This is a genomic window from Streptomyces sp. NPDC051320, assembly GCF_040682175.1.
Lineage (GTDB): Bacteria > Actinomycetota > Actinomycetes > Streptomycetales > Streptomycetaceae > Streptomyces.
The window spans coordinates 292,077-306,192 of the sequence record NZ_JBFBAL010000003.1 but is presented as its reverse complement, the minus strand read 5'-3'; the positions used below and the strand labels follow the sequence as shown (position 1 = coordinate 306,192).

General features: G+C 68.2%; 9 protein-coding genes. 2 read left to right on the top strand and 7 right to left on the bottom strand.

Annotated elements, in window-relative coordinates:
- Window positions 1-174 precede the first annotated feature (174 nt).
- Together AB0M87_RS09045 and AB0M87_RS09040 are read right to left on the bottom strand one after the other, a co-directional pair.
- Complete coding sequence (locus AB0M87_RS09045; RefSeq protein ID WP_365851242.1) at window positions 175-582, bottom strand: VOC family protein; 408 nt, start codon at window positions 580-582, stop codon at window positions 175-177.
- A gap of 107 nt (window positions 583-689) precedes the next feature.
- Window positions 690-2,219, bottom strand: a complete 1,530-nt coding sequence (locus tag AB0M87_RS09040) for a UDP-N-acetylglucosamine 1-carboxyvinyltransferase (RefSeq protein WP_365851241.1) — start codon at window positions 2,217-2,219, stop codon at window positions 690-692.
- A gap of 299 nt (window positions 2,220-2,518) precedes the next feature.
- Here AB0M87_RS09040 and acnA point away from each other — a divergent pair, with 299 nt between their 5' ends.
- Entirely contained in the window at window positions 2,519-5,233 is a 2,715-nt protein-coding gene (gene acnA, locus AB0M87_RS09035) for an aconitate hydratase AcnA (protein WP_365851240.1), read from the top strand.
- A 519-nt stretch (window positions 5,234-5,752) separates the two neighbouring features.
- Here acnA and AB0M87_RS09030 read toward each other — a convergent pair.
- The 5 genes from AB0M87_RS09030 to xylA all read right to left on the bottom strand — a co-directional run bounded on the left by AB0M87_RS09030 (window position 5,753) and on the right by xylA (window position 11,591).
- A complete protein-coding gene (locus tag AB0M87_RS09030; RefSeq protein WP_365851239.1) occupies window positions 5,753-7,132 on the bottom strand; it encodes a GH1 family beta-glucosidase in 1,380 nt (459 codons plus the stop codon).
- A gap of 8 nt (window positions 7,133-7,140) precedes the next feature.
- Complete coding sequence (locus AB0M87_RS09025) at window positions 7,141-7,989, bottom strand: carbohydrate ABC transporter permease (protein ID WP_365851238.1); 849 nt, start codon at window positions 7,987-7,989, stop codon at window positions 7,141-7,143.
- Window positions 7,990-7,994: 5 nt separating this feature from the next.
- A complete protein-coding gene (locus tag AB0M87_RS09020; RefSeq protein ID WP_365851237.1) occupies window positions 7,995-8,951 on the bottom strand; it encodes a sugar ABC transporter permease in 957 nt (318 codons plus the stop codon).
- 13 nt (window positions 8,952-8,964) lie between these two features.
- Complete coding sequence (locus AB0M87_RS09015) at window positions 8,965-10,227, bottom strand: sugar ABC transporter substrate-binding protein (RefSeq protein WP_365851236.1); 1,263 nt, start codon at window positions 10,225-10,227, stop codon at window positions 8,965-8,967.
- Between the two features lie 194 nt (window positions 10,228-10,421).
- Window positions 10,422-11,591 (bottom strand): xylose isomerase, encoded by a 1,170-nt coding sequence (gene xylA / locus AB0M87_RS09010; protein WP_365851235.1) that lies wholly within the window; start codon window positions 11,589-11,591, stop codon window positions 10,422-10,424.
- Between the two features lie 260 nt (window positions 11,592-11,851).
- Here xylA and yicI point away from each other — a divergent pair, with 260 nt between their 5' ends.
- Window positions 11,852-14,104: an alpha-xylosidase gene (gene yicI, locus AB0M87_RS09005; protein WP_365851234.1), complete on the top strand. Its 2,253-nt coding sequence runs from the start codon at window positions 11,852-11,854 to the stop codon at window positions 14,102-14,104.
- Window positions 14,105-14,116: the final 12 nt, after the last annotated feature.

Genomic DNA, 14,116 nt, shown 5'->3' with positions numbered 1-14,116 from the left:
GGATCGACCCCAGCCTGCATGGAGTCCTTGGGAAGCACTGAGAGACGCGCGGAGGGCGCGGCTCATGTCACCCGATACGGCGTACGGTGGACGGCGACCGATCGGTCGCGTGTCGCCCGCTTCTGGCTGGTGGCGTCGCGGTTCGGCCGTCAGGGCCTACCGCTGAGGGAACTGTCAGTCCTGGGACGAGAGCCCGGCTTCCGGCAGGATCGGTTCGAAAAGCTCGATGGGGTTGCCCGAGGGGTCTTCGAGCAGTGTCTGCCTGCCGCCCACGCCGGTCACGATGTTGTTGCGGAAGTGCGCACCACTCGCAGGCAATGTCTCGACGGTTGCCGTGAGGTCCGAGACCTCAATCGTGAATCGGTTCCACCCACCGGGATGCGGCAGTGTGCCATCTGGCATGGCCTGTCCGCCTCCGGGACCGTCCCCGGCGGCGCTGAGTACGAGACGAAGATCGCCTAGCGAGAGCATGGAAAAGGTCGGAGCGGGGTGCATCACCTCGCTGAAGCCAAGCTGCCGGCAGTAGAACGAGATTGCCTCGTCGACGTCGTTCACGATATAGCGGACGCTCACGGTCGCCATGGCTTTCCTTGCTCTCGGTTACAGCCCCAGAGACTCCGCCGCACCCCCGCCTCGCCCCGCATTTGTACAAGTCAGGAGAGGTGTGACGGAGTTATTTCTGCAGGTCTTCAGATATCCCGGAAGATCTCGATCTGCGCCCCGATCGAATTCAGCCGCTCGGCCAGTTCCTCGTACCCGCGGTTGATCACATACACGTTCCGCAGTACCGATGTGCCGTCGGCCGCCATCATGGCCAGCAGCACCACCACCGCGGGGCGCAGGGCGGGCGGGCACATCATTTCGGCGGCTCGCCAGCGGGTCGGGCCTTCGACCAGGACCCGGTGCGGGTCGAGGAGTTGCAGCCGGCCGCCCAAGCGGTTGAGGTCTGTCAGGTAGATGGCCCGGTTGTCGTAGACCCAGTCGTGGATGAGGGTCTGTCCCTGCGCGGCGGCGGCGATCGCCGCGAAGAACGGCACGTTGTCGATGTTCAGCCCGGGGAAGGGCATCGGGTGAATCTTGTCGATCGGCGCTTCCAGCTTGGAGGGGCGGACGGTGAGGTCCACCAGCCGGGTGCGGCCGTTGTCGGCCGGGTATTCGGCGCTCCGGTCGTGGTCGAGGCCCATCTCCTCGAGGACCGCGAGCTCGATCTCCAGGAACTCGACGGGCACCCGGCGGATCGTCAGCTCCGACTCCGTCACCACGGCGGCCGCCAGCAGACTCATCGCCTCGACCGGGTCCTCGGACGGCGAGTAGTCGACGTCGACATCGATGGACGGGGTGCCGTGCACCGTCAGTGTCGTGGTGCCGATGCCCTCGACTTTCACGCCCAGGGCCTCCAGGAAGAAACACAGGTCCTGGACCATGTAGTTGGAGGACGCGTTGCGGATGATCGTCACACCGTCATTGCGGGCGGCGGCGAGCAGTGCGTTCTCGGTGACGGTGTCGCCGCGCTCGGTCAGCACGATCGGACGGTCGGGTGCCGCGCCGCGGACCACCCGGGCGTGGTAGAGCCCCTCGGTCGCGCTGATCTCCAGGCCAAAGCGGCGCAGCGCGATCATGTGCGGCTCGATGGTGCGCGTACCGAGGTCGCATCCGCCCGCGTAGGGCAGCTTGAAGGTGTCCAGGCGGTGTAGCAGCGGGCCGAGGAACATGATGATGGAGCGGGTACGGCGGGCGGCCGTCGCGTCGATCGCTTCCATGTCCAGCGGGCCCGTCGGGACGATCTCCAGGTCCTTCCCGTCGTTGATCCAACGGGCGCGCACGCCGATGGAGTTGAGCACCTCGAGGAGCCGGTACACCTCCTCGATGCGCGCCACCCGGCGCAGCACGGTGCGCCCCTTGTTGAGCAGAGAGGCGCAGAGCAGAGCCACGCACGCGTTCTTGCTCGTCTTGACGTCGATCGATCCGGAGAGCCGGCGTCCGCCCACCACCCGCAGATGCATCGGCCCCGCGTATCCGAGCGAGACGATCTCACTGTCCAGCGCCTCGCCGATGCGGGCGATCATCTCAAGGCTGATGTTCTGGTTCCCGCGCTCGATGCGGTTCACGGCACTCTGGCTGGTGGAGAGCGCGTCGGCCAGCTGAGTCTGTGTCCAGCCCCGGTGCTGGCGGGCGTCACGGATGAGCTTTCCGATGCGTACGAGGTAGTCGTCTGCCATACGGCAGACGCTATCTCAGATATGAGATGACAGTTTGCCGGGGGGGCTGTTGGAGTGACGACGCGGCGGGGGCGGGTAGGGACAGTGACAGTCCCCACATGACCTCCGGCCGGTCGTGTACTAGAGTTATCTCGACATCGAGATATCTGCCGAAGGCGCAGACGGCCGCCGAAAGTAAGGGTTACCTAACCAGCCCTTACTCTAGCGGATGGTCGAGGAGCCGTAGGCGCACCCGCGGCGCCGGCCGCAAAATGAGGCGCGGCGCGGTAGTACGCGCACATTTGATGAAGGAGACTGTCGTGTCGGCGAACAGCTTCGACGCCCGCAGCACGCTGCGCGTGGGCGACGAGTCGTACGAGATCTTCAAGCTGGACAAGGTCGAGGGCTCCGCGCGCCTCCCTTACAGCCTGAAGGTGCTGCTGGAGAACCTGCTGCGTACCGAGGACGGCGCTAACATCACCGCCGACCACATCCGGGCCATCGGCGGCTGGGACTCGCAGGCCCAGCCCAACCAGGAGATCCAGTTCACGCCGGCCCGCGTGATCATGCAGGACTTCACCGGCGTACCGTGCGTCGTCGACCTCGCCACCATGCGCGAGGCCGTCAAGGAGCTCGGCGGTGACGCGGCACAGATCAACCCGCTCGCCCCGGCAGAGCTGGTCATCGACCACTCCGTCATCGCGGACAAGTTCGGCACCAGCGACGCCTTCGCGCAGAACGTCGAGCTGGAGTACGGCCGCAACAAGGAGCGCTACCAGTTCCTGCGCTGGGGCCAGACCGCCTTCGACGAGTTCAAGGTCGTCCCCCCGGGCACCGGGATCGTCCACCAGGTCAACATCGAGCACCTGGCCCGTACCGTCATGGTGCGGAACGGCCAGGCGTACCCCGACACGCTGGTCGGCACCGACTCGCACACCACCATGGTCAACGGCCTGGGCGTGCTGGGCTGGGGCGTCGGCGGGATCGAGGCCGAGGCCGCGATGCTGGGTCAGCCGGTCTCCATGCTCATCCCGCGCGTCGTCGGCTTCAAGCTGACCGGTGAGCTGAACCCCGGCACCACCGCCACCGACCTGGTGCTCACCATCACCGAGATGCTGCGCAAGCACGGCGTGGTCGGCAAGTTCGTCGAGTTCTACGGCGAGGGCGTCGGTGCCACCTCGCTCGCGAACCGCGCCACCATCGGCAACATGTCGCCGGAGTTCGGTTCCACCGCCGCGATCTTCCCGATCGACGACGAGACGCTGAAGTACCTGCGTCTGACCGGCCGTGACGAGAAGCAGGTCGCGCTGGTCGAGGCGTACGCCAAGGAGCAGGGCCTCTGGCTGGACCCGGCCGCCGAGCCGGACTACTCCGAGAAGCTGGATCTCGACCTCGCCACGGTCGTCCCGTCCATCGCCGGCCCCAAGCGCCCGCAGGACCGCATCGTCCTGGCCAACGCCAAGCAGCAGTTCGCGCAGGACGTCCGGAACTACGTATCCGACGACGAGGAGGCGGGCAAGGAGTCGTTCCCGGCCTCCGACGCCCCGGCCACCCACAACGGTGTGCCGACCCGCCGTACCCCGGTGACCGCCCCCGACGGTACGACGTACGACCTCGACCACGGTGCCGTCACGGTCGCCGCGATCACCTCCTGCACCAACACCTCGAACCCGTACGTCATGGTCGCCGCCGCGCTGGTCGCGAAGAAGGCGGTGGAGAGGGGCCTGACCCGCAAGCCGTGGGTCAAGACCACCCTCGCCCCCGGCTCCAAGGTCGTCACCGACTACTTCGACAAGGCGGGTCTGACCCCCTACCTCGACAAGGTCGGCTTCAACCTCGTCGGTTACGGCTGCACCACCTGCATCGGCAACTCGGGCCCGCTGCCCGAGGAGGTCTCCCAGGCCGTCAACGACCACGACCTGGCCGTGGTCTCGGTGCTCTCCGGCAACCGCAACTTCGAGGGGCGCATCAACCCGGACGTCAAGATGAACTACCTGGCCTCCCCGCCGCTGGTCGTCGCCTACGCCATCGCCGGGTCCATGAAGGTGGACATCACCCGGGACGTCCTGGGCACCGACCAGGACGGCAAGCCGGTCTACCTCAAGGACATCTGGCCGACCGAGGCCGAGGTCAACGACGTCGTCGCGAACTCCATCGGCGAGGACATGTTCAACAAGTCCTACCAGGACGTGTTCGCGGGCGACGCCCAGTGGCAGTCCCTGTCGATCCCGACCGGCGACACCTTCGAGTGGGACCCGGACTCCACCTACGTCCGCAAGGCCCCGTACTTCGAGGGCATGACGATGGAGACCGCCCCGGTCGAGGACATCACCGGCGCCCGGGTCCTCGCCAAGCTGGGCGACTCGGTCACCACCGACCACATCTCCCCGGCCAGCGCGATCAAGGCCGACTCCCCGGCCGGCAAGTACCTGACGGAGCACGGCGTCGAGCGCCGCGACTTCAACTCGTACGGTTCGAGGCGCGGTAACCACGAGGTGATGATCCGCGGCACCTTCGCGAACATCCGGCTGCGCAACCAGATCGCCCCGGGCACCGAAGGTGGCTACACCCGCGACTTCACCCAGCCCGACGGCCCGGTGTCGTTCATCTTCGACGCCTCGCAGAACTACCAGGCGGCCGGCATCCCGCTGACCATCCTGGCGGGCAAGGAGTACGGTTCGGGCTCGTCCCGCGACTGGGCGGCCAAGGGCACCGCGCTGCTCGGAGTCAAGGCCGTCATCGCCGAGTCGTACGAGCGCATCCACCGCTCGAACCTCATCGGCATGGGCGTCCTGCCGCTGCAGTTCCCGGAGGGCAAGACCGCCGAGTCCTACGGCCTCACCGGTCAGGAGACCTTCTCCTTCACCGGCGTGACCGAGCTGAACAACGGCGTGACGCCCCGCACGGTCAAGGTGTCCACCGACACCGGCGTGGAGTTCGACGCGGTCGTCCGCATCGACACCCCCGGTGAGGCGGACTACTACCGCAACGGCGGCATCATGCAGTACGTGCTGCGCAGCCTGATCCGCAAGTAGGAATCACGCACGGAAGGGCCGCATCCCGGGACTCCGGGGTGCGGCCCGTCGCTGTACAAGCTTCGGCATCATGGTGGCCGCCGTGGGCGGGATCCTGTGCCTCGGTATGGTCGCCGGAGTCCGCGGCAGCATTCGAGCTGCCGGTGCCGGCCGCTGGGGAAAGCCCGGAACATGGCTGTCACTGAGCACGGCCTGCGTGTCGACCGGTGGAGCCGGGTGCTCGGTGGCCTGGCTGACGGGGGCCTCTCCGGAGGCCTGGACGTCAGCCAGGCCTGTGTCCACGGGCACGGTGTCCGCTACGACGAGGCTTACCGGGAGGCGCACGCCGCGGAGTTCCAGCACTGGTTCCCGCTGCACAGCAAGTGCAACGGGAACTTCGACCTCGTGCCGCCCTGGGTCGACCCGTCCCTGGTGCTCTTCGCTTTGCCGGCAGCGGTCGGTGTGCTGTGTCCTGCTGCCGGCAGTGGTCACTGCCCTGATCCGCGAGTAGGGACCCCACACGGCAGCTGCGGTGCGCGGCTAACCGCGGTGTGCCGCGATCAGCTCCCGGTACCAGTGGTAGCTGTCCTTCGGGGTGCGCACCAGAGTGTCGTAGTCGACCCGGACGATCCCGAACCGTTTGGCATAACCCAGCGCCCACTCGAAGTTGTCGAGCAGCGACCAGACGTAATAGCCCCGCACATCGACCCCCGCGTCCATGGCAGCCCGCAGCGCCGTCAGATGGCTCCGGAGGTACTCGACCCGGTCGGTGTCGTGGACGGCGCCGTCCGGGTCGACGGTGTCCGGCTCGGCCGAGCCGTTCTCGGTGATGTACACCGGCGGCAGCGCGTCCCCGTAGGCGGATTTCAGGGTGGTCAGCAGATCGGTGAAGGACGCGGGCACGACCGGCCAGCCCATCGCGGTGCGCCGGACGTTCGGGTACTGCGTCTCGGTGAAGCGGTTGTCGGTGGCGACCCGGCGCGCCGGATCGGGTTCCCGGTGCGCAGCGGCCGCGACCACGATCGGCCGGTAGTAGTTGATGCCCAGGAAATCCAGCGGCTGCGCGATCAGCTCCAAATCTCCGTCCCGGCGGAAGTCCGGCGCGGTGATCAGCTCGCCCCAGGTCTCCTCCTCGGTGGCCGGGTAGCGGCCCGCGAGGATCGGCTCGGTCCACACCAGGTTGTGCAGGGTGTCGGCGCGGACCACCGCGGCCAGATCGGCGTCGGAGTCCGTCGCCGGGAGATTGCGGTCCAGGTTGAGAGTGATCCCCGCCTCGCCGGCACCCGCCGCACGTAGTGCCTGCATGGCCAGGCCGTGGCCGACCAGCAGGTGGTGGGCGGCGGCCAGCGCGCCCTTGCCCTCCTTCGCGCCGGGCGCGTGCCGGCCCACCGAGTAGCCCAGGAAGGCGCTGCACCAGGGCTCGTTGAGAGTGATCCAGCGCGGCACCCGGTCACCCAGGTGCTCGGCGACGATCGCCGTGTACTCGGCGAACCGCTCCGCGGTGTCCCGCACCCGCCAGCCACCGCGGTCCTCCAGCGCCTGCGGCAGATCCCAGTGGTAGAGGGTGGCGGCCGGTTCGATGCCCGCTTCGAGCAGCGAGTCGACCAGCCGTGAGTAGAAGTCGAGGCCCTTGGGGTTGGCGGGCCCGGAGCCCTCGGCCTGGATACGCGGCCAGGCCACGGAGAAGCGGTAGGACTCCACGCCGAGGTCACGCAGCAGCGCCACGTCCTCGGGATAGCGGTGGTAGTGGTCGCAGGCGACATCGCCCGTGTCGCCGCGATCCGTGGCGCCCGGGAGATGGCTGTAGGTGTCCCAGATGGACGGGCCGCGGCCGTCCTCCCGCACGGCACCCTCGATCTGGTACGAGGCGGTGGCCGCGCCGAAGACGAATCCGGGCGGGAAGGTGGGCAGCTCTGGCATGCGGGACCTTACTTGACCGAGCCGCCGGTGATTCCGGCAGCGATGTACTTCTGGGACAGGACGAGGAGTACGGCCGCGGGGATCGCCGACAGCACCGAGGCGGCCATCACCGAACCCCAGTCACCGACGTGCGCGCCGAGGTACTGGTAGATGCCCAGCGTGATGGGCTTGACGTCGTCCGTGGTGTTCAGCGTGAGGGCGAACATGAAGTCGCTCCAGGCGTACAGGAACGAGAACAACCCCGCGGTGATCAGCGAGTTGCGGCTCATCGGCAGCACGACCCGGACGAAGGTACGCAGCCGCCCCGCGCCGTCCACCTCGGCCGCCTCGATGACCTCACGCGGGATGGCCACCATGAAGGCGCGCATCAGCACGATCGCGAACGGAATGCCCAGCGAGGCGTCCGCGAGCATCAGCCCGAAGTAGGAGTTGACCAGGCCGAGGTCCACATAGGCGCTGTAGAAAGCGTTGGCGATGACGATGCCGGGCACCATCTGGGTGATCAGGGTGCCGAACACGATGGTTTTGGTGCCACGCAGCTTGAACTGGGAGAGACCGTAGGCGGCCGGCGCGGCGATCGCCAGGCAGATGACCACGGCGCCCAGCGCGACGGCGAGCGAGGTGAGCAGATGGGTGCCCTGGTCGGAGATGGCCGAGCGGAAGCCCGACAGGTCGAGGCTCTGCGGGACCGGGTGCACTTCGAGCAGTCCTGAAGCGGGCTGCAGCGCCGTGTTGACCATCCAGTACAGCGGAAAGAGCATCACGCAGAGCACGAGCACGCCGAAGACGGTCGCACCCCAGCGGCGCTTCGGCTTGCTGCCGGCCGCCGGCGGGGCGGCGGGGGCGGTGGTCGCCATGCCGGTCACTTCCCCTCGTTGCGGTTGGCCCGCAGGTAGAACACCGCGAAGACGGCGGAGATCAGGATCAGGATGTTGCCGACCACGGCGCCGGCGCCGAAGTCCAGTTGGACGAAGGAGTTCTGGTACGTGAGCGTGCCCAGGGTCTGTGTGGAGTCCGCAGGTCCGCCGTCGGTGAGGGCGAGGACCAGGTCGAGGATCTTCACCGTCGACATGAAGCCGAGCACCAGCACCACGGTGATCACCGGCTTGAGCAGCGGCAGCGTGACGGACCGGAAGGTCCGCCAGGCGGAGGCACCGTCGAGCGAAGCGGCCTCGTGCAGTTCCTTGGGGACTTCCTGGAGTCCTCCGTAGAGGATCACCATGTTGAACGGGATGCCGATCCAGATGTTGACCAGGATCACCGAAACCAGCGCCATGCTGGTGCTGGTCAGCCAGGGGGTGTGGCCACCGAAGCCGACGGTGGCGAGAAAGGAGTTGAGGACGCCGGTGTCCTGGTCGAAGATGCGCCGCCAGACGACACCGGACACGACCATCGGGACCAGCCAGGGCAGCAGGATCAGCGACCGCAGCAGACCGTTGAGCGGGAAGCGCCGGCTGAAGAAGACGGCGAGGCCGAGCCCGATGCAGAACTGGCCGATCAGCGAGCCGATGGTGAAGACGATGGTGTGCCACAGCGCCTTGCCGAACAGTTCGTCCTTGAAGACGTTGCTCCAGTTGGCGGTGCCGTTGAACGGAGCCTTGCCGGTGAAGAACGTGGACGGCGAGTAGTCCTGGAAGCTCATCACGACATTGCGGACGAGCGGGTAGCCGAAGAACAGCACCATGAAGATGACGGCTGGGGCGATGAAGCCCCACTGGGTGAGCTTCCTGCGGCGCCTGTTGCGGGCCGGGCTCACCTTCTTCGGTGCGGTGGACGTCTGCGGCAGGGGCGCGGCGGCGGAAGCAGTGGTGGTCGACATGGGTTCAGTTACCTCAGTTCCCGCTCGTGGCGCGCTGCTGGGCACGTTTGAGGGCGGCCTCACTGGACTCACCGGTGAGTGCGGACTGGAAGGCGCTCTGCAGCGCCAGCGAGACCGACGACCAGCCGGCGCCGAGCTTCGCGGTACGCGACCGGGCGGTGGCGACCTGGTCGGCGAGGGAGCTCAGCTCCGGGACCTTCTTGCGCCAGACCGCTGCGGCCTTCTCGTCGGCGGGCACCATCCAGCTGTTCAGCGCGTAGGTGATCTCCTCCTGCTCGCTGGACATGCAGGTGATGATCCGCGCGGCCATCTTCTGCCGCTTGCTGTCCCCGGTGTTGGGCACGGTCAGCACGCCACCGCCCAGCGGCCCCACCGAATCGTCGCCGGCCTTGGGCACCGGGATCTTCGCCATGCCCCAGTGCAGGCTCTTGTTGGTGTTGAGCGTCTCCACCTGCCAGGGACCGTTGATCATCATGGCCGCGTTGCCCGCCATGAACTGGTCGTTGACGTCCGCCTGGGTCCAGTTCACCGTGGACTTGGACAGCGAGCGGTCCTTCAGCAGGCTCTTCCAGTAGTCGAGCGCCTCGACGACCTGCGGGCTGTCCAGCTTGGTCTCGTCACCGCCGTTGGACCACATGAACGGCGTGAACTGGAAGACCCCGTCCTCCGCGCCGCCGGCGCTCAGGGCCAGGCCGTAGCGCTTGCCCCGGGTGAGCTGCTTCGCTGTCGCCCGCATCTCCGCCCAGGTGGTGGGCACCTTCAGACCGGCCTCGGCGAGGGTGTCCTTGTTGTAGAACAACGCCAGGGTGTTCACGGTGAGGGCGGCGCCGTAGTACGTCCCCTTGTACGAGCCGAAGTTGACGATGCCGTCCGGTATGTCCCGGGTGGACAGGCCGAGGTCCTTCAGCGGTATCAGCCCGCCGGCCTCGGCGAAGGTCGGCATCTCGGATGCGTCCAGCTGGAGCACGTCGGGCAGCGACTTCGAGGACGCCATCCGCAGCGCCTTCGTCATCACCTGCGCGGCCGGCACGCTCTGCTGCTCGATCCGCACCCCGAGCTGCTTGCTGCACCGGGACAGCGTGTCCGCGTCCCAGCGGTGGTAGGACTCGTCGGTCGACGAGTTCAGGACGGTGTACACGTCGGGGTCGCGTTGCTGGCCGCAACCCGAGAGCGCCGCGGCGGCGACGAACGCGGAGACAAGCCCGAGCGGGACGAGAACCCTTCGGCGGTGACGGCGCGGCCGACGGCGCGTGCTGTCCGGGGGGTGAGTTGTCACGGTGGTGCCCTTGCATGGGAGGGGTGCCGGCCCGGGGGGACGCCTTGTCCCAACGAGGTGGCGGCGCACGGCCCGATACGGATCCGGCAGGTCCGTAGGCGGAGGGTGTCCATACGCCGAGGGTGTGGGTGGGCCGGGCGGTGCCCCGGCCCGCGGGGTGTCCGGCGGCCGGGCCGCCGGACACCCCGGGACGGTCAGCGGACGCCGAGCAGGTGCTCCATGGCGAGCTGGTCGAGCGCCTCGAAGGCCATGCTCTTCCCGGCAGCCGCCGCGACGTCGAACTCCTCGTACGCGGAGCGGTCCGCGAGCAGGCTCTTGACGCCGTCGGCCGCGGTGGGCTGCGCGAGCTCGTCAAGACGGGAGGCGGCCAGCGCCTCCTGCACGGCCGGGTCGGCGCGGAAGGCCAGCGCGCGCTCCTTGAGGATCAGGTAGTTGCGCATGCAGTTCTTCGCGGACTCCCACACCCCGTCGAAGCCGTCGGTGCGGACCGGCTTGAAGTCGAAGTGCCTCGGGCCTTCGTAACCGGCGGTCTCCAGCAGGTCGACCAGCCAGAAGGCCTGGCGCAGGTCACCGGCGCCGAAGCGCAGGTCCTGGTCGTATTTGATGCCCGACTGGCCGTTGAGGTCGATGTGGAACAGCTTGCCCGCCCACAGGGCCTGGGCGATGCCGTGCGGGAAGTTGAGCCCGGCCATCTGCTCGTGGCCGACCTCCGGGTTCACGCCGTACATCTCCGGGCGCTCCAGGCGCTCGATGAAGGCCAGGGCGTGACCGACGGTGGGCAGCAGGATGTCGCCGCGGGGCTCGTTGGGCTTCGGCTCGATCGCGAAGCGCAGGTTGTAGCCCTGGTCGACGACGTACTCGCCGAGCAGGTCGAAGGCCTCCTTCATCCGGTCCAGCGCCACCCGTACGTCCTTGGCGCCGCCGGACTCCGCGCCCTCGCGGCCGCCCCAGGCGACGTAGGTCTCGGCGCCCAGCTCAGCCGCGAGGTCGATGTTTCGGATGACCTTGCGCAGCGCGAACCGGCGGACGTCCCGGTCGTTCGCGGTGAAGCCGCCGTCCTTGAACACCGGGTGGGTGAAGAGGTTGGTGGTGGCCATCGGCACCGTGAGACCGGTGCGGTCCAGCGCGTCCTTGAAGCGTGCGACGAGCGCCGTGCGCTCACCGTCCGACGACCCGAAGGGAATCAGGTCGTCGTCGTGGAACGTCACGCCGTGCGCGCCGAGCTCGGCCAGCCGCTCGACGGATTCGACGGGGTCCAGGGCGGCGCGGGTGGGCTCACCGAAGGGGTCGTTGCCCCGCCACCCGACGGTCCACAGACCGAAGGTGAACTTGTCAGCGCTGGTGGGGGTGAATCGATCCGACATGATCTGCCTCTTGTCGACGAAGGAAGGAACGGGTGAAGGCCGGACCAGCCGAAGGGGCCGGAAGACATATTTGTTTGTTGACAGTACTAATACTGCATTCCCTCGACCGTTTCTAGACCCCGTGGGTGGTCTACAGGTCACAATCTGTGATGCGCGAGCTCGCACGGGGTCCGACCAGAGGCTTTCCGGAGGCTTCCCGCAGAATTTGTTTTGTGTACGATCAAATGCGTACTCACCTGAACGAACGGCTAAGGACCCCCATGAAGTTCACCGACGGCTTCTGGCAGATGCGCGACGGTGTGCACGCCTCGTACGCCACCGACCTCCGCGACCTGCAGCTCGCAGCCGACCGCCTCACCGCCTACGCCGCCGTCCAGCGAGTCGAACGGCGCGGGGACACCCTGAACGCGCCGCTGCTCACCGTGGAGGCGTTCGCGCCCGCCGAGGGGATCATCGGGGTGCGCGTCACCCACCACGCCGGCCGGCGCCACCGCGGCCCCGACTTCGAGCTGCCGGGGGCCACCGGCACCGCCGCCGCGACCACCCGGACGGACGGCGCCGCCGCCGAGCTGACCAGCGGGCCGCTGACGCTCCGGCTGCCCACCGAGGGTGCGTTCGCCCTCGAGTTCCGGGACCCGGACGGTGCGCTGCTGACGGCAGCCGGCCGCAAGGGGACCGCCTTCGCCACCTTGGCCGACGGCGCGCACCACATGTTCGCCCAGTTGTCACTCGGGGTGGGCGAGACCGTCCACGGTCTGGGGGAGCGCTTCACGCCCTATGTGAAGAACGGCCAGATCGTCGACATGTGGCAGGCCGACGGCGGCACCAGCAGCGAACAGGCCTACAAGAACGTCCCCTTCTACCTCTCGTCGCGCGGTTACGGCGTCTTCGTCAACCACCCCGGCAAGGTGTCCTTCGAGGTGGGCTCCGAAGCCGTCGGCCAGGTGCAGTTCAGCGTCGAGGACCAGACGCTCGAGTACTACGTCGTCGCCGGCCCCACGCCCAAGGAGGTGCTCGGCCGGTACACCGCGCTCACCGGCCGGCCCGCACTGCCCCCGGCCTGGTCCTTCGGCCTCTGGCTGACCACGTCGTTCACCACCTCCTACGACGAGGCGACTGTCGCCTCCTTCGTCGACGGCATGGAGGAGCGCGGGATCCCGCTGTCCGTCTTCCACTTCGACTGCTTCTGGATGCGCGAGTACCAGTGGTCCGACTTCGAATGGGACCCCCGGACCTTCCCCGACCCGGTCGGCATGCTGGCCCGGCTGAAGGCGAGGGGACTGCGGATCTGCGTGTGGATCAACCCGTACATCGCGCAGAAGAGCGCCCTCTACGCGGAGGGTGCCGAGAAGGGCTACTTCGTCCGCACGGCCGAAGGCGACATCTGGCAGTGGGACCGCTGGCAGGCCGGTATGGCGCTGGTGGACTTCACCAACCCGGAAGCGACCGCCTGGTTCCGGAGCAAACTGAAGGTGCTGCTCGACCAGGGCGTGGACGGCTTCAAGACCGACTTCGGGGAGCGCATCCCGACCGATGTCGTGTGGCACGACGGCTCGGACCCGGAGCGCATGCACAACTACTACACGCACCTCTACAACAAGGCCGTCTTCGAACTCCTGGAGAAGGAGCGCGGGCCGGGTGACGCGGTGCTGTTCGCCCGCTCGGCCACGGCCGGTGGCCAGCAGTTCCCCGTGCACTGGGGCGGTGACTGCTGGTCGTCCTTCGGCGCGATGGCCGAGTCGCTGCGCGGCGGCCTCTCCCTCTCGCTGTCCGGCTTCGGCTTCTGGAGCCACGACATCGGCGGCTTCGAGGGGACGCCGGACCCCGCCGTGTTCAAGCGCTGGCTGGCCTTCGGACTGCTCTCCTCGCACAGCAGGCTGCACGGCTCGTCGTCCTACCGGGTGCCGTGGGAGTTCGGCGACGAAGCGGTGGACGTGGCACGGCAGTTCACGGAGCTGAAGCACCGGCTGATGCCGTACCTGTACGGCGTGGCCGTGCAGGCGCACCGCACCGGCGTGCCGGTGATGCGCCCGATGCTGCTGGAGTTCCCCGACGACCCGGCGAGCCGCACCCTGGACCGGCAGTACCTGCTCGGCCCGGACCTGCTGGTGGCCCCGGTGTTCAGCGAGGAGGGCCGGGTCGAGTACTACGTGCCCGAGGGCACCTGGACCCACCTGCTGTCCGGCGAGACCGTCACCGGTCCGGCCTGGCGCGAGGATACGTACGGCTTCGACAGCCTGCCGCTGCTGGTCCGCCCCGGCGCGGTGCTCGCGCTGGGCGCGGACGTCTCGCGCCCCGACGGGGACTGGACCGACGGTCCGGAGCTGCGGGTCTTCGCCCCCGAGGGGAGCGGTGACTTCACCCGTACGGTGACGGTCCCGGACCTCACCGGTGCCACCGCAGCGACGTACCGGGTGGTCCGCACGGGCGGGGCGGTCCGGGTGACCGCCGACACCGACCGGCCCTACCGGGTCTCGGTCATGGGCGAACGGCTCGACATCGTGCAGGACTGACACACCGGGGCG

Bases quoted from the DNA above. Each gene is read 5' to 3' on its own strand.
- yicI (WP_365851234.1), top strand. From the start codon at position 11,852: ATGAAGTTCACCGACGGCTTCTGGCAGATGCGCGACGGTGTGCACGCC.
- AB0M87_RS09040 (WP_365851241.1), bottom strand. From the start codon at position 2,219: ATGGCAGACGACTACCTCGTACGCATCGGAAAGCTCATCCGTGACGCC.
- xylA (WP_365851235.1), bottom strand. From the start codon at position 11,591: ATGTCGGATCGATTCACCCCCACCAGCGCTGACAAGTTCACCTTCGGT.
- AB0M87_RS09020 (WP_365851237.1), bottom strand. From the start codon at position 8,951: ATGTCGACCACCACTGCTTCCGCCGCCGCGCCCCTGCCGCAGACGTCC.
- AB0M87_RS09030 (WP_365851239.1), bottom strand. From the start codon at position 7,132: ATGCCAGAGCTGCCCACCTTCCCGCCCGGATTCGTCTTCGGCGCGGCC.
- AB0M87_RS09045 (WP_365851242.1), bottom strand. From the start codon at position 582: ATGGCGACCGTGAGCGTCCGCTATATCGTGAACGACGTCGACGAGGCA.
- AB0M87_RS09025 (WP_365851238.1), bottom strand. From the start codon at position 7,989: ATGGCGACCACCGCCCCCGCCGCCCCGCCGGCGGCCGGCAGCAAGCCG.